The 20,094-nt window shown below is 63.4% G+C and carries 15 protein-coding genes; 11 read left to right on the top strand and 4 right to left on the bottom strand.

Translation table 11 applies throughout. From position 1 onward, the window contains the following. Window positions 1-153 precede the first annotated feature (153 nt). From carA to ACODS0_RS20765, 5 genes are all read left to right on the top strand, one after another. Window positions 154-1,326, top strand: coding sequence for a glutamine-hydrolyzing carbamoyl-phosphate synthase small subunit (gene carA, locus ACODS0_RS20785; protein ID WP_488836889.1), 1,173 nt, complete (start codon window positions 154-156; stop codon window positions 1,324-1,326). A gap of 20 nt (window positions 1,327-1,346) precedes the next feature. Next, window positions 1,347-1,772 (top strand): hypothetical protein, encoded by a 426-nt coding sequence (locus ACODS0_RS20780; RefSeq protein ID WP_055398232.1) that lies wholly within the window; start codon window positions 1,347-1,349, stop codon window positions 1,770-1,772. A 10-nt stretch (window positions 1,773-1,782) separates the two neighbouring features. Further along, the gene (gene carB / locus ACODS0_RS20775) at window positions 1,783-5,049 is read left to right on the top strand and encodes a carbamoyl-phosphate synthase large subunit (RefSeq protein ID WP_228897751.1); all 3,267 of its coding nucleotides are present in this window, start codon (window positions 1,783-1,785) and stop codon (window positions 5,047-5,049) included. Between the two features lie 180 nt (window positions 5,050-5,229). Then, window positions 5,230-5,706, top strand: coding sequence for a transcription elongation factor GreA (gene greA, locus ACODS0_RS20770; protein ID WP_055398230.1), 477 nt, complete (start codon window positions 5,230-5,232; stop codon window positions 5,704-5,706). 11 nt (window positions 5,707-5,717) lie between these two features. Then, window positions 5,718-6,176 carry a DUF4149 domain-containing protein gene (locus tag ACODS0_RS20765; RefSeq protein ID WP_055398229.1) on the top strand — a complete coding sequence of 153 codons (459 nt, stop codon included), beginning with the start codon at window positions 5,718-5,720 and terminating at the stop codon, window positions 6,174-6,176. A 39-nt stretch (window positions 6,177-6,215) separates the two neighbouring features. On the opposite strand, the gene ACODS0_RS20760 is transcribed toward ACODS0_RS20765, so the two are convergent. Next, on the bottom strand, window positions 6,216-7,001 hold the full coding sequence (locus ACODS0_RS20760; RefSeq protein ID WP_055398228.1) for a hypothetical protein: 786 nt from the start codon (window positions 6,999-7,001) through the stop codon (window positions 6,216-6,218). Beyond that, window positions 7,001-7,474 carry a YhbY family RNA-binding protein gene (locus ACODS0_RS20755; RefSeq protein ID WP_055398227.1) on the bottom strand — a complete coding sequence of 158 codons (474 nt, stop codon included), beginning with the start codon at window positions 7,472-7,474 and terminating at the stop codon, window positions 7,001-7,003. The genes ACODS0_RS20760 and ACODS0_RS20755 overlap by 1 nt, the downstream gene beginning before the upstream one ends. A gap of 47 nt (window positions 7,475-7,521) precedes the next feature. Here ACODS0_RS20755 and ACODS0_RS20750 point away from each other — a divergent pair, with 47 nt between their 5' ends. From ACODS0_RS20750 to ACODS0_RS20725, 6 genes are all read left to right on the top strand, one after another. Further along, entirely contained in the window at window positions 7,522-8,184 is a 663-nt protein-coding gene (locus ACODS0_RS20750; RefSeq protein WP_055398226.1) for an RlmE family RNA methyltransferase, read from the top strand. A gap of 175 nt (window positions 8,185-8,359) precedes the next feature. Further along, window positions 8,360-10,279: an ATP-dependent zinc metalloprotease FtsH gene (gene ftsH / locus ACODS0_RS20745; protein WP_055398225.1), complete on the top strand. Its 1,920-nt coding sequence runs from the start codon at window positions 8,360-8,362 to the stop codon at window positions 10,277-10,279. 116 nt (window positions 10,280-10,395) lie between these two features. Then, window positions 10,396-11,223, top strand: coding sequence for a dihydropteroate synthase (gene folP, locus ACODS0_RS20740; protein WP_488836884.1), 828 nt, complete (start codon window positions 10,396-10,398; stop codon window positions 11,221-11,223). Window positions 11,224-11,324: 101 nt separating this feature from the next. After that, the gene (gene glmM / locus ACODS0_RS20735; RefSeq protein WP_055398223.1) at window positions 11,325-12,659 is read left to right on the top strand and encodes a phosphoglucosamine mutase; all 1,335 of its coding nucleotides are present in this window, start codon (window positions 11,325-11,327) and stop codon (window positions 12,657-12,659) included. Between the two features lie 89 nt (window positions 12,660-12,748). Beyond that, window positions 12,749-13,309: a GNAT family N-acetyltransferase gene (locus ACODS0_RS20730; protein WP_488836881.1), complete on the top strand. Its 561-nt coding sequence runs from the start codon at window positions 12,749-12,751 to the stop codon at window positions 13,307-13,309. Between the two features lie 25 nt (window positions 13,310-13,334). Continuing rightward, window positions 13,335-14,372, top strand: coding sequence for an amino acid ABC transporter substrate-binding protein (locus tag ACODS0_RS20725; RefSeq protein ID WP_488836879.1), 1,038 nt, complete (start codon window positions 13,335-13,337; stop codon window positions 14,370-14,372). Window positions 14,373-14,628: 256 nt separating this feature from the next. Here the strand turns inward: ACODS0_RS20725 and ACODS0_RS20720 are convergent, their stop codons facing one another. After that, complete coding sequence (locus tag ACODS0_RS20720; protein ID WP_436131234.1) at window positions 14,629-16,854, bottom strand: putative bifunctional diguanylate cyclase/phosphodiesterase; 2,226 nt, start codon at window positions 16,852-16,854, stop codon at window positions 14,629-14,631. Window positions 16,855-16,989: 135 nt separating this feature from the next. Next, complete coding sequence (locus ACODS0_RS20715) at window positions 16,990-19,875, bottom strand: bifunctional diguanylate cyclase/phosphodiesterase (protein ID WP_488836921.1); 2,886 nt, start codon at window positions 19,873-19,875, stop codon at window positions 16,990-16,992. Between the last annotated feature and the right edge of the window lie 219 nt (window positions 19,876-20,094).

Here is a 20,094-nt window from a genome sequence, read left to right as displayed (position 1 = left end):
TGAAGGATATAATCGGGAGCTTTTCTCGCAACAGCGTCGCCCGACCGCACCCAAAGCAACAACCCATCTGAGAGCAGCCACCAGCACTTGCGTACCTTTGCGTGCACGAGTGGACTGCAGGCGCCGGGCGACCGTAACCATCCGGAGAACCCAGTGCTTTTGTCTCTACAGGGAAACTTCCCGCCCGCCATCCTGGCGCTCGCAGACGGCACGGTCTTTATCGGCAATTCGATTGGTGCCACCGGCACCACCGTCGGCGAAGTGGTGTTCAACACCGCCATCACCGGCTACCAGGAAATCCTCACAGACCCGAGCTACTGCCAGCAGATCGTGACCCTCACGTATCCGCACATCGGCAACTACGGCGTCAATGTGGAGGACATCGAAGCCGACAAGGTCCACGCCGCAGGCCTGATCATCAAAGACCTGCCGCTGCTGGCAAGCAACTTCCGCTCCACGGAAACGCTCTCGCAGTACCTCGTGCGTGAGAAGACCGTTGCCATCGCCAACATCGACACCCGAAAGCTCACGCGCCTGCTGCGCAGCAAGGGTGCGCAAAACGGCACCATCATCGGCCTTGCTGCAGGGCAGCCTGTCACGCAGGCGCTCATCGACGAAGCCATCGCCAAGGCCAAGGCGGCCCCCAACATGGCCGGGCTGGACCTGGCCCAGGTGGTGACCACGGCAGCGCGTTATGAGTGGATGCAGACAGAGTGGAAACTGGGTACTGGCTACGGCGAACTGTCGGCCCCACAGTTTCATGTGGTGGCGTACGACTTCGGCGTCAAGAAGAACATCCTGCGCATGCTGGCGGAACGTGGCTGCAAGGTCACCGTGGTGCCCGCGAAGACGCCGGCCGCTGATGTGCTGGCTCTCAAGCCCGATGGTGTTTTTCTGTCCAACGGCCCTGGCGACCCAGAGCCTTGCGACTACGCCATCGCCGCGACCCGCACGATTGTGGACAGTGGCATGCCCACGTTCGGCATCTGCCTGGGGCACCAGATCATGGCCCTGGCTGCTGGTGCCAAGACCTTCAAGATGACCCACAGCCACCACGGTGCCAACCACCCGGTGAAGGACCTGGACACTGGCCGCGTGAGCATCACGAGCCAGAACCACGGTTTTGCGGTGGACATGGAATCGCTTCCTGCCCATCTGCGCGCCACGCACGTCAGCCTGTTTGACGGCACGCTGCAAGGGCTGGTCCACAAGGACAAGCCCGCTTTCTGTTTCCAGGGGCATCCTGAGGCATCCCCCGGTCCGCACGATATCGCATACCTCTTTGACCGCTTCACCGACGCCATGCGCGCGGCAAAAGCCGGTTAAGCGCGGAAGGAAACAGCACCATGAAACTGTTCAGCTTCCCCCTTGCATCGCTGGAAAAGGCGATCCATAAGCGTGTCCTGACCCTGCCTTCGCCCCACCGTGAGTGGTTCACGGAACGTTGGGCGCAAAAGCCCTACAAGAAAGCGTTCGTCGAGAACAAGGCCATGCCGCTCGTCACGCTCGTGGCCAAGGGCAAGACGCTGGACGATGCTGCCTTTGCAGAGCTGCTGCAGGAGTGGGAAGTGACGTTTTATGACGCGGAAGAAGAAGTCTTGCGCCCACTGATCCAGGGCGACGGCCTGCTGCAGCTGATGCAGAAGAACCTTCCTCCCGCACGCGCCGAGGCGCTGCTTGCCAAGTTGACCCAGCGGCGTTTGCCCGCAGATGCAACAGCAGCCTCTGCCCCAACCCCCAGCCCCCAGGCAGCCGAACCCACGATCGACTGATCGACGCACCATGCCAAAACGCACAGACATCAAAAGCATCCTCATCATCGGCGCTGGCCCCATCATCATCGGCCAGGCCTGCGAGTTCGACTACTCCGGCGTACAGGCCTGCAAGGCCCTGCGCGAAGAGGGCTACAAGGTCATCCTGATCAACAGCAACCCTGCGACGATCATGACCGACCCGGCCACGGCCGACGTCACCTACATCGAGCCCATCACTTGGCAGACGGTCGAGAAGATCATCGCCAAGGAGCGTCCCGACGCGATCCTGCCCACCATGGGTGGCCAGACTGCGCTCAACTGCGCGCTGGACCTGTGGCACAACGGCGTGCTCGACAAGTACAAGGTCGAGTTGATCGGTGCCACCCCCGAAGCCATCGACAAGGCCGAAGACCGCTTGAAGTTCAAGGACGCCATGACCAAGATCGGTCTGGGCTCGGCGCGCTCCGGCATCGCCCACAGCATGGACGAAGCCTGGGCCGTGCAAAAGACCGTGGGTTTCCCCACCGTGATCCGCCCCAGTTTCACGCTGGGCGGTACCGGCGGCGGCATTGCCTACAACCCTGAAGAGTTCGAGACCATCTGCAAGCGCGGCCTCGAAGCGTCGCCCACCAACGAGCTGCTGATTGAAGAGTCGCTGCTCGGCTGGAAGGAGTACGAGATGGAAGTGGTCCGCGACAAGGCGGACAACTGCATCATCATCTGCTCCATCGAAAACCTGGACCCGATGGGTGTGCACACGGGCGACTCGATCACCGTGGCCCCCGCGCAGACGCTGACCGACAAGGAATACCAGATCATGCGCAACGCCTCGCTGGCAGTGCTGCGTGAAATTGGTGTGGACACGGGTGGCTCCAATGTGCAGTTCTCGGTCAACCCGAAGGACGGCCGCATGATCGTCATCGAGATGAACCCGCGCGTGTCGCGTTCGTCGGCGCTGGCGTCCAAGGCCACGGGTTTCCCCATCGCCAAGGTTGCCGCCAAGCTGGCCGTGGGCTACACGCTGGATGAGCTCAAGAACGAAATCACGGGCGGCGCCACGCCCGCATCGTTCGAGCCTTCGATCGACTACGTGGTCACCAAGATCCCACGTTTTGCGTTCGAAAAATTCCCCACGGCCGACAGCCGCCTGACCACGCAGATGAAGTCGGTCGGCGAGGTCATGGCCATGGGCCGCACCTTCCAGGAGTCCTTCCAGAAAGCCCTGCGCGGCCTGGAAGTCGGCGTGGACGGCATGAACGAGAAAACCCAGGACCGCGAGACGCTCGAAAAAGAACTGGGCGAGCCCGGCCCTGAGCGCATCTGGTACGTGGGCGATGCGTTTGCCATGGGTCTTTCGGTCGACGAAGTGTTCGAGCTGACCAAGATCGACAAATGGTTCCTGGTGCAGATTGAGCAGATTGTGAAGATCGAGCTGGACATCGACAAGCTGGTGGCCGAAAAGGGTGACGGTGCCCTGGCGGCGCTGGATGCCGGCACGCTGCTCACGCTCAAGCAAAAAGGCTTCTCCGACCGCCGCTTGGCCAAGCTGCTCAAGACCACCGAGAAGGCGGTGCGCGACGCACGCCGTGCGCTCAAAGTGCGCCCCGTGTACAAGCGTGTGGACACCTGTGCGGCTGAGTTCGCTACCAACACCGCGTACCTGTACTCCACTTACGAAGTCGCCACCCACGGTGGTGTCGCCGAATGCGAGTCGGAGCCTACGAACAACAAGAAGATCATGGTGCTGGGCGGTGGCCCCAACCGCATCGGCCAGGGCATCGAGTTCGACTACTGCTGCGTGCATGCGGCCCTTGCCATGCGCGAGGACGGCTACGAGACCATCATGGTCAACTGCAATCCCGAGACCGTCTCCACCGACTATGACACCTCCGACCGCCTGTACTTCGAGCCCGTGACGCTCGAAGACGTGCTGGAGATTGTGGACAAGGAAAAGCCAATCGGCGTGATCGTGCAGTACGGCGGCCAGACGCCCCTGAAGCTTGCCCTGGGTCTGGAAGCTGCTGGCGTCCCGATCATCGGCACCAGCCCCGACATGATCGACGCGGCTGAAGACCGCGAGCGCTTCCAGAAGCTGCTGGGTGAACTCGGCCTGCGCCAGCCGCCCAACGCCACGGCACGCACCGAACCCGAAGCCCTGGAAAAGGCCGCCGCCCTGGGCTACCCCCTGGTGGTGCGCCCCAGCTACGTGCTGGGCGGCCGCGCGATGGAAATCGTGCACGAGCAGCGCGACCTGGAGCGCTACATGCGCGAGGCCGTGAAGGTAAGCAACGACTCGCCCGTGCTGCTCGACCGCTTCCTCTCCAACGCCATCGAGTGCGACGTGGACTGCGTACGCGATTCGGCGGGCGTCACCTTCATCGGCGGGGTCATGGAACACATCGAGCAGGCGGGCGTGCACAGCGGCGACTCCGCCTGCTCACTGCCCCCGTACTACCTGTCGCAGCCCACCATCGACGAGATCAAGCGCCAGACCGCCGCCATGGCCCAGGGCCTGAACGTGGTGGGACTGATGAACGTGCAGTTCGCCATCCAGGAGATGGACGGCAAGGACGTGATCTACGTGCTGGAAGTGAACCCCCGCGCCTCGCGCACGGTGCCGTTCGTTTCCAAGGCCACGGGCATTCAGCTGGCCAAGGTCGCGGCGCGTTGCATGGCGGGTCAAACGCTGGCCTCGCAGGGCGTCACCAAGGAAGTGACACCGCCGTACTTCAGCGTGAAGGAGGCCGTGTTCCCGTTCGTGAAGTTCCCTGGCGTGGACACCATCCTCGGCCCAGAGATGAAGTCCACTGGCGAGGTCATGGGCGTGGGCAAGACCTTCGGCGAAGCCTTTGTGAAGAGCCAGCTGGGCGCGGGCACCAAGCTGCCCACATCGGGCAAGGTGTTCCTCACCGTGAAGAATGCCGACAAGCCGCGTGCCGTGGACATCGCCCGCCAACTGGTGGCGCTGGGCTTTGAGCTGGTGGCGACTAAGGGCACTGCAGCTGCGATTGCCGAAGCTGGCGTGCCTGTGGGCGTGGTCAACAAGGTGACCGAAGGCCGCCCGCACATCGTGGACATGATCAAGAACAACGAGATCGTCATGGTCATCAACACCGTGGAAGAGCGTCGCAATGCGATTGCCGATTCGCGTGCGATCCGCACCTCGTCGCTGCTGGCCCGCGTGACCACGTTCACGACCATCTTTGGCGCCGAGGCGGCGGTGGAGGGCATGAAGTACCTGGACAAGCTCGACGTGTACTCGGTGCAGGAGCTGCACGCCCAACTGGCTGCCTGAGCATCGGCAAAAGCGGCATAATTGCCGCCTGAACAGACACCGCCGCGCGGCAACGTGCGGCGGTTTCCTTTTGTAGACTTGCCATTCGCATCGCCCAGCGCAGCGCGGGCATGCCTGGCGATTGACCGGTGGAAGTGCTTCTGGCGCTTTCACCGTTTTGATTTATGGAGACGCAACACGATGGCCACCATTCCGATTACCAAGCGCGGTGCTGAAAAGCTCAAGGAAGAACTGCACCGCCTCAAGACCGTAGAGCGCCCCGCTGTGATCACGGCAATTGCCGAAGCGCGCGCGCAGGGCGACCTCAGCGAAAACGCTGACTATGACGCCGCCAAGGACCGCCAGGGCTTCATCGAAGGCCGCATCCAGGAGATCGAGGGCAAGCTGTCGGTGGCGCAGGTGATCGACCCCAGCGCCGTGGATGGCGGCGGCAAGGTCGTCTTTGGCGCCACGGTCGAACTGGAAGACGAAGAGTCTGGCGACCTCGTGAAATACCAGATCGTGGGCGAGGACGAGGCGGATCTGAAGCAAGGGCTCATCAATATCTCGAGCCCTATCGCCCGCGCCTTGATCGGCAAGGAAGAGGGCGATACCGCCGAAGTGCAGGCTCCCGGCGGGATTCGCCGCTACGAAGTGGTGGCGGTCAGCTACCAGTGAGCGGGAACGGCATGTTCCACCGCCTTCCTGCCCTGGTCGCTGCGCTCTGGTGGGGCAGCCTGACTACCATCGGGTTTCTGGTCGTTCCCATGCTGTTTGCCCACCTTCCGTCGCCCATGGTGGCGGGCAACATGGCGGCCAAGCTGTTTGCGGCGCAGACCTGGGTGGCGGTCGCCTGCTGTCTGGTTCTGCTGCTGATTTCAAGGCCAAAACAGGCGATAGCGCAGTATCCATGGGCGCAAGCTGCTATGGTTTTTATACTCGGTGGCATGCTGCTGGCGTTGCTCACGCAGTTTGGCGTGGCGCCGCGTATCGTGGCGCGGCAGGATTTGCGCCTGTGGCACAGCGTGGGGACGGTGATGTATGTGCTGCAGTGGTGCTGCGCACTGGCCGTGTTGTGGCAAACACTGCGCCAGGTTCAGAAGCCGCCGTTGTTGCCGGTCGGGCCTGACGGCACTGCAGACGACTGAACCGAGCGCTGGTCGCAACCAGCGCTGCCTCCAAACCGCCTATTCGCGCCAGTGCTCCGCCACCCAGGTGGCCGGACGAATGAAGCGAAACCGCCGGTTGCGCCGCCCGGCCAAAGCATCGGGGGGATTGCATTCCCCATGAAAGATCACGATGCGTGCGCCCGCTGGCACAAACGGCGGCCGCCAGTAGTTGGTCGGCCAGGGCGGTATCCCGTGGTATTTGAAACTCGGGCACCACGCCGCAGGCCAGTATTGCAACTTGCCCTGCCGGTGCAGGAAGTCCGACAAGTAGGCCTGCTCGTTGCGAAACTGCTCACGAATTTCTGAGAAATGCGCGCGAAAGTGCTCCAGCACGTCGGGGTGAGCTCCCAGCTCAAAGCGATAGACCGAGGAGTTGCCCGTGATGCGCCAGGGGCGCTTGTAGTCGTGGATGATCAGGAATTCACCCGGCTGGGTGAAAAAATCGTCCAGGCTGCCGGTGATGACCACGTCCACATCCAGGAACAAGGCCGTGCCTCGAAGTCCGTGCAGGTCCTTGCTGAAAGTGACCAGCTTGGTCCAGCCCCGCTCGGGGATGCCGGGTGGCAGATCGAGTGCGGGGATGGGCAGGCACTGCACTTCGCTGCGGATGCCCGTGCTGTCATCGGTCAGGCAGACAAAGCGAAAATCCCCGCTCAGGTGCCTGCGCACCATGGCATACAGCCGGTTGACGTATTCGGGGCCGTATTTCGTGCCCCACTTCATGCAGAGGATGTGGCGGACGGGCGCCATGCCGGCAGGTGCTGCAAAGTTTGCAGGTACTGCCGAACCTGCATCGTGGCTCATCAGTCTGCCTGGCGCTTCTTGATTGATTTTTGCTTGGGCTTGGCGCGTTTGATCTGGCCGCCCGAAGTGAGGCGCTGGTTGCCCAGCACGCGCAGTTGCTTGATCTCGGGGCGCTGGCCGCCGCGCTTGCTGTATTTGAGCACCTTGACGTCGCGTGGGCCGGGCATGCGGTCCTCATCGACCGTACGTTCCTTGACGGGCTGGGGGCGCCACAGTACCAGCAGCTTGCCGATGTGCTGGATGGGGGCTGCGTTGAGTTCGGCGGTCAGCTCCTGGTACATCAGCTCGCGCGCCACGCGGTCATCGTTGAAAACGCGCACCTTGATCAGGCCATGGGCGTTCAGGGCGGCGTCGATTTCCTTCTTGACCGCAGGGGTGAGTCCATCGCCGCCGACCAGGACGACGGGGTCCAGGTGATGGGCATTGGCGCGTTGTTCCCGGCGCTCGGCGGGAGTCAGTTGAATTTGGGGCATGGGCCGTATTATCGGCGGTGCTGATTGTCGAGAGACAATGGAGCGGTATGAAAGTCAAAACCCAAAGCAAGAAGGTCAACAAGGCGTGGTTGAACGACCATGTCAACGACACCTATGTCAAATTGGCCCAGAAAGAGGGATACCGGGCACGCGCCGCCTATAAGCTCAAGGAAATCGACGAACAGCTGGGTCTCATCAAACCCGGTTACACCGTGGTGGATCTGGGTTCCACGCCGGGCGCCTGGAGCCAGTACCTGCGCAGGCGCATGTCGCCCGGGGGGGCTGCAGCGGGCCAACTCAACGGCACCATCATTGCGCTAGACCTTCTGCCCATGGAGCCCATCGAGGGTGTTACCTATATCAACGGTGATTTTCGTGAGGCGGAGGTGCTGGAGCGCCTGGAGCAGGCCCTGGATGGTCGGGTGGTGGATGTTGTCGTTTCGGACATGGCTCCCAATCTGTCCGGTATCGAATCGGCCGACGCTGCGCGCATTGCCCATCTGGTCGAACTGGCTGTGGAGTTTGCTTGCAACCATTTGAAACCGGATGGGGCCCTCGTGGTCAAGCTGTTCCATGGCAGCGGCTACAGCGATCTGGTCACGCTGTTCAAACAGACCTTCAAAGTGGTCAAGCCGTTGAAGCCCAAGGCCTCCCGCGACAAATCGTCCGAGACCTTTCTGGTGGGCATGGGCCTCAAGAAGACCGCCTGAACGGGCTTGCCTCAGGTCAAGAATCCGTGAATTTCGACCCTAAAGCCCGTGCTGTTTCCATGGCCGCTAGGGGGAATAGGGATGGCCGGGTGGCTTGAAACACCTAAAATGGGCCGCACATGCGTGCCATGACGGCAGTGTGTCCGTTTTCTGTTTCCCGCAACTGGAGCCCCGCTTGAACAATCAGTGGTTTTCAAAAATTGCCGTGTGGCTGGTTATTGCCATGGTGCTGTTCACGGTGTTCAAACAGTTTGACACCCGTGCCGGAGCCAGCGCAGGCCACGTCGGCTACTCGGAGTTCCTGGAGGAAGTCCGCAGCAACCGCATCAAGAGCGCGACCATCCAGGAAGGCCAGGGCGGCACCGAGATCGTGGCCGTCACCAATGACGACCGCAAGATCCGCACGACGGCCACCTATCTGGACCGTGGCCTTGTGGGCGATCTCATCAACAACAACGTCAAGTTCGACGTCAAGCCCCGTGAAGAAGGCTCCCTGCTCATGACCCTCCTGGTCAGCTGGGGCCCCATGCTGCTGCTGATCGGCGTGTGGGTGTACTTCATGCGTCAGATGCAGGGCGGCGGCAAGGGCGGCGCCTTCAGCTTCGGCAAGAGCAAGGCGCGCATGCTCGACGAAAACAACAACCAGGTCACGTTCGCGGACGTGGCGGGTTGCGACGAGGCTAAGGAAGAAGTCAAGGAAGTCGTGGACTTCCTGAAAGATCCGCAGAAATTCCAGAAACTGGGTGGCCGCATTCCCCGGGGCCTGCTGCTAGTGGGCCCCCCTGGCACCGGCAAGACCCTGCTTGCCAAGTCCATCGCGGGTGAAGCCAAGGTGCCGTTCTTCAGCATCTCTGGCTCCGATTTTGTGGAAATGTTTGTCGGCGTGGGTGCGGCCCGTGTGCGCGACATGTTCGACAACGCCAAGAAGAACGCTCCGTGCATCATCTTCATCGATGAAATCGACGCGGTGGGCCGCCAGCGTGGTGCTGGCCTGGGCGGCGGTAACGACGAACGCGAACAGACCCTCAACCAGATGCTGGTTGAAATGGACGGCTTCGAAACCAACCTGGGCGTGATCGTGGTGGCTGCCACCAACCGCCCCGACATCCTGGACGCCGCCCTGCTGCGCCCTGGCCGTTTCGACCGTCAGGTCTATGTGACGCTGCCCGATATCCGTGGCCGCGAGCAGATCCTGAACGTGCACATGCGCAAGATCCCGATTGGTCAGGACGTGGCCCCTGGCATCATTGCCCGTGGCACCCCTGGCATGAGCGGTGCCGATCTGGCCAACCTGTGCAATGAAGCTGCCCTGATGGCTGCGCGCCGCAATGCGCGCACCGTGGAGATGCAGGACTTTGAGAAGGCCAAGGACAAGATCCTCATGGGCCCCGAGCGCAAGAGCATGGTCATGCCCGAGGAAGAGCGCCGCAACACGGCCTACCACGAGTCTGGCCACGCCCTCATTGGCAAGCTGCTGCCCAAGTGCGACCCCGTGCACAAGGTCACCATCATTCCCCGTGGCCGTGCCCTGGGCGTGACGATGAGCCTGCCTGCCCAGGACCGCTACAGCTACGATCGCGAATACATGCTCAACCAGATCAGCATGCTGTTTGGTGGCCGCATCGCTGAAGAAGTGTTCATGAATCAGATGACCACTGGGGCCAGCAATGACTTCGAGCGTGCCACGCATATTGCCCGTGACATGGTCACCCGCTACGGCATGACCGATGCCCTGGGGCCCATGGTCTACGCCGAGAACGAAGGCGAAGTGTTCCTGGGCCGTTCGGTGACCAAGACCACGACCATGAGCGAGCAGACCATGGAAAAGGTGGACATGGAAGTGCGCCGCATCATCGATGAGCAGTACAACCTGGCCCGCCGCCTGATCGAAGAGAACAGCGACAAGATGCACGCCATGGCCAAGGCCTTGCTCGAATGGGAAACCATCGATACCGAGCAGTTGGACGACATCATGGCTGGCAAGGAGCCCCGTCCTCCCAAGGACTGGACGCCCCGTACACCTCCCTCGGGCGGCGACAACTCCAGCGGCGGCACGCCTGCGGTAACGACGGACACCGCACCATCGGCCGCCTGATTGCTGGCCGGTCCATCCGTTCTCACGGGGCCTTGTGCCCCGTTTTTCATGGGTGGTGTTGTGCTGCCTCCCGACCTCCACCAGGAAGGCGCCTGTGACCTTTTCTCGATCCCCCCATGATCTGGCAGACCTCCCGTTTCTCTATTGACCTGGCCGAGCCCCGCGTGATGGGCATCGTCAATGTCACGCCGGACTCGTTCTCCGACGGCGGGCGGCATGGCTCCACCGCTGCGGCCCTGCGGCATTGCGAGCATTTGCTGCGCGACGGTGCACACATTCTGGACATTGGCGGGGAGTCCACGCGCCCCGGCAGTCCGGCGGTGCCGCTGGACGAAGAGCTGGCGCGGGTGGTGCCTCTGGTGCAGGGCGCGGTGTCCCTGGGGGTTCCTATCTCCATCGATACCTACAAGCCCGAGGTCATGCGCGCGGTGCTGGACCTGGGCGCGGACATCATCAATGACATCTGGGCATTGCGCCAGCCGGGTGCCGCAGAGGTGGTGGCATCGCACCCGAAATGTGGGGTGTGCCTGATGCACATGCACCGCGATCCCCAAACCATGCAGATGGCCCCGATGGAGGGCGATGTGGTACAGCAGGTGCTATACTTTTTGCAGCGCTCTGCGCTTGACCTGCAAGCGCTAGGGGTCGAAAAGAACCGGATTGTGCTGGACCCGGGTATTGGTTTTGGCAAAACGGTGGAACAGAATTTTGCGCTGCTGGCGCACCAGTCGGTGCTGCGGGCTGCAGGCTATCCTCTTCTGGCAGGCTGGTCCCGCAAGTCGTCTCTGGGTGCGGTGACGGGCTTGGCAGTAGAGCAGCGCATGGTGCCCAGCGTGGCCGCAGCGGTGTTGGCCGTGGAGCGTGGAGCTTCTGTGGTACGCGTGCACGATGTCCGCGAAACCGTGGCGGCGCTCGCGGTGTGGCGTGCAATGCAAGGGGCCTGACGGGGTCTTCCGGAGACTGGGGCGTTGTATGGATGGGCGCATGCCAGACCCTTTGGCGATGGATAACAAACAATGAGATTCACACGAGGAGACGCTAGAACATGACACGCCAATACTTTGGAACCGATGGCATTCGTGGCACCGTCGGGCAGCCACCCATCACCCCGGATTTTGTTCTGCGCCTGGCCCATGCCGTCGGGCGAGTGTTGCGCAGGACCGAGGAGCGCCCCACGGTGCTGATCGGCAAGGACACGCGCATTTCGGGCTACATGCTGGAAAGTGCGCTGGAGTCAGGCTTCAACTCCGCGGGTGTGGATGTGGTGCTGCTGGGCCCTTTGCCCACCCCGGGCGTGGCCTATCTGACCCGCGCACAACGCGCCAGCCTGGGGGTGGTCATCAGCGCCAGCCACAACGCCTATCCCGACAACGGCATCAAGTTTTTCAGTGCACAGGGCACCAAGTTGCCCGACACGTGGGAGCAGGCCGTGGAAGCGGCCCTGGGTGAACCCCCGGTGTGGGCCGATTCGGCCAGCCTGGGCAAGGCGCGGCGGCTCGATGATGCGGCGGGCCGCTACATTGAGTTCTGCAAGAGCACGTTTCCGCAGGACCTGACCCTCAAGGGCCTCAAGATCGTTGTCGATGCCGCGCATGGCGCGGCCTACCAGGTGGCACCCAAGGTCTTCCACGAGCTGGGTGCCGAAGTGCTGTCGATTGGCTGCTCGCCCGACGGCCTCAACATCAACCACGAGGTGGGAGCCACCCATCCCGATGCGCTCGTGCGGGCCGTGCGCGCCAACCACGCCGACTATGGCATTGCGCTCGATGGCGACGCGGACCGCCTGCAGATCGTCGATGCCACGGGGCGCCTGTACAACGGCGACGAGCTTTTGTACCTGATGGCTTCGGACCGCATGGGCCGCGATGAGCATGTGCCGGGTGTCGTGGGCACCCTGATGACCAACATGGCAGTGGAGGTTGCGCTGAAGGCAAAGGGCGTGAAGTTTGTGCGGGCCAAGGTGGGCGACCGCTATGTGCTTGAAGAGCTGGCGCGGCACCAGTGGGTGCTGGGCGGCGAGGGCTCGGGCCATCTGCTGGCGCTGGACCGCCATACCACCGGCGACGGCTTGGTGAGTGCTTTGCAGGTGCTGCAGGCCTGTGTGCGCAGTGGCCGTACCCTGGCGCAACTGTTGGCCGACATCACGCTCTATCCGCAGGTGCTGCTGAATGTGCGGCTGGCCCCTGGCCAGGACTGGAAGGCCAACCGCTTGCTGGCTGACACGACCCAGGCCGTCGAGCAGGAGCTGGGCGCGTCAGGCCGCGTGCTGATCCGCGCGAGTGGTACCGAGCCGCTGCTGCGGGTGATGGTGGAGGCCCGTGATGCGCAAATGGCCAGTTCCTGCGCGCAAAGGTTGGCCGACGCGGCCCGTGCTGGCTGATGGTGATCCCGCCGAGAGCTCCTTCCACCGTTGGCGCGCCGCACGATCCGCTACGCTGCGGCCTTTGCCGCCGACCAGGAACCCCATAGATGCCTTCAAACACTGACATACCTTCCACCATCACCGTCCGTTCCGTGGACTACGGCAATGCCCGCGAAGCGCGGGCGTTGGTCGAACTGCTCGACGGCTATGCAAGGGACGTGGCGGGTGGTGGCGTTCCACTGAGCGCCGAGGTCCAGCGGGGCTTGCCCGAGGCGCTGCGCCAGCGGCCGCAGGCTTTCAGCGTGATGGCCTGGGCGGCGGACGCTTCGGCGCCGCACGGCGAGGTGCCCGTGGGGCTGATCAATTGCCTGGAGGGCTTTTCGACCTTTGCCTGCCGGCCTCTGGTCAACGTGCATGACGTGGTGGTGGCACCCGGCTGGCGCGGCCACCGCATCGCCCAGCGCATGCTGCACCGGGTGGAAACGCTGGCCCGCGAGCGCGGTGCCTGCAAGCTCACGCTCGAAGTGCTTTCGGGCAACCACAGTGCAATGCGCGCGTACGAACGGGAAGGCTTTGCTGCCTACACCCTGGACCCCAGCATGGGGCAGGCGCAATTTCTGCAGAAGATGCTGGATGGGGCAGGGCCTGCGCCATTGTCGGCACCGTGAATCACCCTTCCGGAGACCTGACCGCATGAAGACAGTGTTTGGCCAGATCGCCGCAATGGGCGCCATCGTTGTGGCCGCGTTGCTGGCCGCTCCCGTGGCCCATGCGGGCAAGACTCTCGACGGTATCAGGGCGCGCGGGCAGGTGGTGTGTGGCGTCAATACAGGGCTGGCCGGGTTTGCGATGGCAGACTCCAGCGGCAAGTGGTCCGGACTTGACGTGGATGTCTGCAGGGCACTTGCAGCCGCCGTGCTGGGCGACGGCAAGAAAGTCAAGTACGTGCCGTTGGACGTGCCGCAGCGCTTCACGGCCTTGCAATCCGGCGAGGTGGACGTGCTTTCGCGCAACACCACCTTTTCGCTGGCGCGCGATGCATCGATGGGCCTGCACCAGACGGTCGTTACCTACTACGACGGCCAGGGTTTCATGGTGCCTGCCAAGAGCAAGATCAGGAGCATCCGCCAGCTCAAGGGACAGACCGTATGTGTGCAGTCGGGCACTACCACCGAAAAAAACCTGGCCGACTATTCCCGTGCCAACGGCCTCGACATCAAACCCGTGATGTTTGAGAAGGTAGATGCTGCAACGGCCGCCTATCTGGCGGGGCGGTGCACCGCATTCACCACCGATGCATCGGGCCTGGCAGCCTTGCGCAGCGGTGTTTCGCAAGGTGCAGCAATACACACGATCTTGCCGGAACTCATCTCCAAGGAACCCCTGGGGCCCTTGGTGCGGCGGGGCGACGACGAGTGGTTTGCCGTGGTCAAGTGGGTGATCTACGGCCTGATCGAAGCCGAAGAGTATGGTGTGACGCAAGCCAATGCGGATTCGCTGAAAGCCAGCAGCGCCCACCCGGTGGTGCAGCGCATGGTGGGTACTGCGGAAGACACCGGAAAGCTCCTGGGGCTGGACCGGGACTGGTTGCTGCGCGCCCTCAAGACCACCGGCAACTACGGCGAGATTTTCGAGCGCAACGTCGGCCAGAAGTCGGCGCTGGGGCTGCCGCGCGGCCTCAACAACCTGTGGAGCAAGCAGGGCCTGATGTACGCGTTTCCGATCCGCTGAACTGCGCTTGCAGGGACTGACCTGGGCGACGATGCATGGGATGCTGACTGCTGAAAGCCCGCACTGCCCCAGGAGCCTCGGTCCTGCAGACTGGGTGTATTTGCTACTGAATTTATAGCTGCTTGCGCATTCCTATCAAGCGCTAGGCCCTGTTTTCATGATATTTTCGAGCCGATGGGCTGATGTCCCTGCTGCGTCCACCGGTGCATTCATTGGCCGCCGCACGAGCCCTTCGGCCAGCATGGGGCAGTGTCGGTCAATGCAACTGCCGCCGCATGAAGGCTTCCAGCTCGGGCGCGGACAGCGGCATGCTGAAGTGGTAGCCCTGCGCCTCGTCGCACCCTTGTTCGCGCAGGTAGGCCAGTTGACCTTCGGTCTCCACGCCTTCTGCCGTGGTGCGCATGCCCAGCGCCTGGGCCATGCGGATGATGGCGCTGACGATGGCGCGGTCGTTGCCGTCATCACCCAGGTCGCGCACGAACGACTGGTCGATCTTGAGCTTGAAGATCTGAAAGCGCTTGAGCTGGCTCAGCGATGAGTAGCCGGTGCCAAAGTCGTCCATCGACATGCGCACGCCGCGTGCGTGCAACTGGTCCATGGTGGCCACGGCAGCATGGGGGTCGTCCACGGCGACGCCCTCGGTCAGCTCCAGCTCCAGGGAGTCGGGCGGCAGACTGAACTCGGCCAGCATGCGGCTCACCAGCTCCGGCAGCTGCGGCTGGCGAAACTGGATGGCTGACAGGTTTACGGCCATCGTCAGGTGGGGGAATCCGTTCGTGCGCCAGGTTTTGAGCTGTGACAGCGCCGTGCGCAGCACCCATTCCCCAATCTGCAGGATCTGCCCGCTGTCTTCGGCAATGGGAATGAACTCTGCCGGCGATACTGCGCCCAACTGCGGGTGTTGCCAGCGCAACAATGCCTCCACGCTGCGCACGGAGCCGTTGGTCAGGCTCATCTGCGGCTGGTAGTGCAGGTGGAACTGGTTGCGCTCCAGCGCACGCCGCAGGGCGTTTTCAAGCTGCAAGGCGCGCACCGACTGCGCCTGCATCTCGGGGGTAAAGAACTTGAAGGTATTGCGCCCGTCGAGCTTGGCGCGGTACATGGCCACATCGGCCGACTGCGTCAGCGTGTCGAAGTCCGTGCCATCCTGCGGGAACAGCGCGATGCCCATGGACGGCGCCATGGTCAGCTCGTGGTGGTCAATCTGGTAGTGCTGGCGCGATGCCTCCTGCAGCTTGCCGGCCACGCGGGCGGCACCATGGGCATTGGCGCCCGGCAGCAGCAAAATGAACTCGTCGCCGCCCAGGCGCGACACGGTGTCCTTGTCGCGCACCACCGCCCGCAGCCGCTTGGCGATCTCCACGAGCAGGGTATCGCCCACGCGGTGGCCCAGCGAGTCGTTCACATGCTTGAAGTGGTCCAGGTCCAGGAAGATCAGGGCCAGCGGCGTGTTGCCCTCCTGGGCGACGCGGATGGCCTCCTGCGCCCGTTCTGCCAGCAGCGTGCGGTTGGGCAGGCCTGTCAGGGCGTCGTAGTGGGCCAGCCAGTAGATGCGCTCCTGATCGGCCTTGCGGTCGTTGATCTCACGGTGCAGGTTGTCCACGGTCTCGCGCAGTTCGCGGGTGCGGTCCTGCACCTGCCTTTCGAGGTCTTCGTGGGCACTGGCAAGCACGGCCTGCGCCTGCTTGCGCTCCGTGATGTCCATCGTGATCCAGATGGAGCCCTGCGATGGATCGGCTGGGTCGATGGACTTGCTGCGCACCTCGCAGATCACGGGGGTCCCATCCTTGCGGCACAACTCCAGCTCGCCCTCGTAGGAGTGGCCGGCGGCCAGCTGCGGATAGCATCGGCGGCCGACCTCTTCCCACGCAGCGTCGCTGGCGTACCACCGGCGCGAGGGGCTGCCCACCAGTTCACCCGGCTCGTAGCCCAGCATTTGCTCAAAGTGGTGGTTGCAGCGGGTCAGGCGCCGGTCGCGCAGGAACACGATCCCCACCATTGCGCTGTCAAAGAGCAGCTGCTTTTCACGCACCGCTGCGCCCAGTGCAGCCTGCGCACGCTTTTGCTCGTCGATGTCGTCCAGGATCCAGATGGAACCTTCGGCTGTGTCGTGCGGGTTGATGAGCCGCCCGGTCAGGCTGCCCCAGAACAGGCTGCCGTCGCGCCGGCGCAGCTGGCGCTCGACGCGGAACGCCTGGCCCTGGGCTAGTACCGGGTAGGCGGTGCGGCCCAGATCGCGAAACGCCTCGCGCGAAGGGTAGAAGGTTTCGGTGTTCAGCCCGACCAGGCTCTCGGGGCTGGCATGGCCAAAAATTTCGGCATACCGCTGGTTGCAGCGCACCACACTGCGCTGGCGCAGGAAGACAATGCCTACGCCTGCACTGTCGAGCAGGGTTTGCTGTTCGCGCAGCGCGCGTTGCAAGGGAGTGTCGGTGGCAACTCCAGGACGCTGCGATTCTGGAGTGCTGTACGGCGCAAACATGGAGACCGGTACGGGCTGTAGGGCCTGGCGGCCTGGGTAATTTGTACCAAAGTGTAGCAGCGCTCCCTTACAAGCCCATGGGGGCACCTTCGGTAACCGCCGCAATGCCGCCCGCAACCAACGGCGCGCAACTGCCTAGCCTGACGACGACGACTGCTGCTGCTGCTGCTGCTGGCGCAAGTAGGCCTCGAAGGCATCCGCGGGCAGGGGGCGACTGAAGTAAAAGCCCTGCGCTTCGTCGCAGCCCTGCGCACGCAGAAATTCAAGCTGCCCGTCGGTCTCCACCCCCTCGGCCGTGGTTTGCATCCCCAGCGCCTGCGCCATGCGGATGATGGCGCTCACGATGGCGCGGTCGTTGGCATCCTCTTCGAGGTCGCGTACAAACGATTGGTCGATCTTGAGTTTGTAGATCTGAAAACGCTTGAGGTAGCTCAGCGATGAGTACCCGGTGCCAAAGTCATCCATCGACAGGCGCACGCCCCGGTCGTGCAGCTGGTCCATCATCGCCAGTGCGGCGGCGGGATCGTCCACGGCGGCACCCTCCGTCAGCTCCAGCTCCAGCCTGCGGGCTGGCAGGCCAGCCTGTTCCAGGCAGCGGGTCACCATCTCGGGCAACTGGGGGTGCCTGAATTGCACGGCGGAAACGTTCACGGAAACGGCCCGCAGGGGCAGGTGCAGATCCAGCCAGCGTTTGGTGTCCCTCACCGCTGTGTGGATGACCCATTCGCCAATTGCCACGATCATGCCGCTGCTCTCGGCCACGGGGATGAACTCGGCTGGCGACACCAGGCCCAGTTCGGGATGGCGCCAGCGCAGCAGGGCTTCGGCACCCACCACCTGGCGCGTGGTGAGCGAGACCTGCGGCTGGTAGTGCAGCTCAAACTGGTTGCGCTCCAGCGCACGGCGCAGCGCATTTTCGATCTGGAGGGCACGGGCGGTGCGGGCTTCAAGATCGGCGGTGAAGAATCCGTACCGGTTGCGTCCGTTCTGCTTGGCACGGTACATGGCGGCGTCTGCCCGCTGGTACAGCGTGTCGAACGATTCCCCGTCGGCCGGGTACATCGCAATGCCGACCGACAAGGTGGTGGTGAGTTCGTAGGGGTCAATCTGGAAGGGCTGGGCCACGGCGGCCAGCAGCTGCGTGGCCATGTCGGCGGCGGCAGCGGCGGAAGTGGCGGGGAGCAGTAGCAGGAATTCGTCCCCACCCAGGCGCGAAACCGTGTCCTGGGGCCTCAGGAGAGACTGAAGCCTTTGTGCGACAGCCACGAGCAGGATGTCGCCGATTCTGTGGCCCAGCGAATCATTGACGTTCTTGAAGTGGTCCAGGTCCAGAAACAGCATGGCCAGCGTACCGCCGCGCGCCTGCTCGTCGGCAATGTGGCGGTGGGCGCGTTCCGCCAGGAGCGCGCGGTTGGGAAGGTTGGTGAGCGGGTCGAAGTGGGCCAGCCGTTGAATGCGGTCCTGGGCCTCTCGCTGCTGGGTGATGTCGCGGAACAGCGTGATGGAATGCGTGACAACGCCATTGCCGTCTCGCACGCTGCTGACCGACAGCCACTGCGGGTAGGTGGATGCATCCTTGCGGCGCCCCCAGGCCTCGCCCTCCCAGCTTCCGCCCTGCGGCAACTGTGCGTAGACGGTATCGGCGTGGAAGTCATCGTCGGCTCCGGCGACCGTGAGCAGACGCACCGACTGTCCTACCGCTTCGGCTTCCGTGTACCCGGTGATCCGTGTGAATGCCCGGTTGATGCGCACGATGGTATGGGCCGCGTCGGCAATCACGATGGCTTCACTGCTCTGGTCAAACACCTGGGCGGTGAGCTGCAACTGCTCCTGTGACCGCTTGCGTTCGGTGATGTCGCGCGACAGCACAATGAACCTGGGCTTTGCGCTGGGGGAGGTGGCCTTGCGCGCCGCAGACAACTCAAACCAGGTGGCGCCCAGACTGGGCAGATCAAGCACGATCTGCCGTCCGGTGGACCAGCCGTGGGCGTGGGCTTCGTTCAGCACGTCCATCACCGACAGTGCGGCCACCGCAGGCAGTACCTCGGTCACGTTGTGCCCGACCAGCATGTCTGCGGGTGCCATGAGCAACTCAGCGCGCTGGCTGTGCACACTGCAGTACAGGCCGTCCAGGTCAAGCTCGAAAAGCGGGTCCGGGATGGCATCGATGGTGGCACGCAACTGCTGCTGGGTGGCCTGGATCTCCGAGGTGCGCTGCGCCACCTGGTAGGCCAGACCGCGCTCATGCGCCTTCAGCTCGAAAAGCAGCCGGGCGAGGTAGGTCATCAGCAGCGCAAACAGCAAGGCCACCGCGCATCGCATGGCCAGCACGCCCGGGTCTCCCCAGCCTTTGATGGGGACCAGGCTCAACGTCCATTGTCCGTTGGGCAGCGTCAAGGAACGGCCCACGGCGTCGGGGCCAGCGGGTGGGGTCGAGGCTGCGATCGTCTGTTCTTCCCCCGTGTCGGGCCGGATGCGCCACAACCTGTAGTGGTATCCCCGCTGGGTCAATTGCGGCAGTCGGGCGGCTGCCAGCACCTCGGGCAATCGGATGGTGACGTAGGTAAAGCCCCAAAAGGCACGGTGGCCCTGTGTGTCTTCCAGATAAACAGGCTGGCGCCCCACCACTCCCAAGCCACCTTGCACCAGTTCCATGGGGCCGGCCAGGGTCAGTCGGCCTGATTCCCGTGCCCTGGCGGATTCGGGGCCTTGGCGTGGGTCGTTGAGCTGATCGAAGCCGATGGAGTTTTCGTTGCCCTGGCGCGGAACCACGTGCCTGACCACCCCGTTGGGTGACAGCCCCATGGCGGCGATGCCCGGATAGAACGGCAGCATCTGGGTGCCGATCTCTTCAAACTGCGTTACCTGGCCTTTTCCCTGGCGCACGAGGGCCACCAGGGCGTTGTTGGCCGACAGGGCCAGCTCGATGGCGCGTTGCAGGGCCTGCACATGGTCGCCCGCCATGTCCGCCACCTGGGTGCGCTGTTGTGCATGCTCCTGGCGCTCCAGCGCCCACACCATCACCCCTGCGCACAGCGCCGCCAGAACAAACACGACCAGTGGGCCCGTAACAGGGCTCCGGGGGCGAGCGGGGGAGGGGGCATGCACGGTGCGGGTTCCTGAATCAATTATGCAGTCCGTACGATGGCGAGCGTTGGTGCTTCTGCCTGAACGGCTGTCACGGCATTGACACGCCTCCGACATGGCGACGTCACGTCCCAATTCCACACTTGCTCGCAG

Source organism: Acidovorax sp. FG60 (genome assembly GCF_057808995.1).
This window is presented reverse-complemented; position numbering and strand designations above follow the sequence as displayed.

Bases quoted from the DNA above. Each gene is read 5' to 3' on its own strand.
- ACODS0_RS20780 (WP_055398232.1), top strand. From the start codon at position 1,347: ATGAAACTGTTCAGCTTCCCCCTTGCATCGCTGGAAAAGGCGATCCAT.
- carB (WP_228897751.1), top strand. From the start codon at position 1,783: ATGCCAAAACGCACAGACATCAAAAGCATCCTCATCATCGGCGCTGGC.
- greA (WP_055398230.1), top strand. From the start codon at position 5,230: ATGGCCACCATTCCGATTACCAAGCGCGGTGCTGAAAAGCTCAAGGAA.
- ACODS0_RS20765 (WP_055398229.1), top strand. From the start codon at position 5,718: ATGTTCCACCGCCTTCCTGCCCTGGTCGCTGCGCTCTGGTGGGGCAGC.
- ACODS0_RS20760 (WP_055398228.1), bottom strand. From the start codon at position 7,001: ATGAGCCACGATGCAGGTTCGGCAGTACCTGCAAACTTTGCAGCACCT.
- ACODS0_RS20755 (WP_055398227.1), bottom strand. From the start codon at position 7,474: ATGCCCCAAATTCAACTGACTCCCGCCGAGCGCCGGGAACAACGCGCC.
- ACODS0_RS20750 (WP_055398226.1), top strand. From the start codon at position 7,522: ATGAAAGTCAAAACCCAAAGCAAGAAGGTCAACAAGGCGTGGTTGAAC.
- folP (WP_488836884.1), top strand. From the start codon at position 10,396: ATGATCTGGCAGACCTCCCGTTTCTCTATTGACCTGGCCGAGCCCCGC.
- glmM (WP_055398223.1), top strand. From the start codon at position 11,325: ATGACACGCCAATACTTTGGAACCGATGGCATTCGTGGCACCGTCGGG.
- ACODS0_RS20730 (WP_488836881.1), top strand. From the start codon at position 12,749: ATGCCTTCAAACACTGACATACCTTCCACCATCACCGTCCGTTCCGTG.
- ACODS0_RS20725 (WP_488836879.1), top strand. From the start codon at position 13,335: ATGAAGACAGTGTTTGGCCAGATCGCCGCAATGGGCGCCATCGTTGTG.
- ACODS0_RS20720 (WP_436131234.1), bottom strand. From the start codon at position 16,854: ATGTTTGCGCCGTACAGCACTCCAGAATCGCAGCGTCCTGGAGTTGCC.
- ACODS0_RS20715 (WP_488836921.1), bottom strand. From the start codon at position 19,875: ATGGTGTGGGCGCTGGAGCGCCAGGAGCATGCACAACAGCGCACCCAG.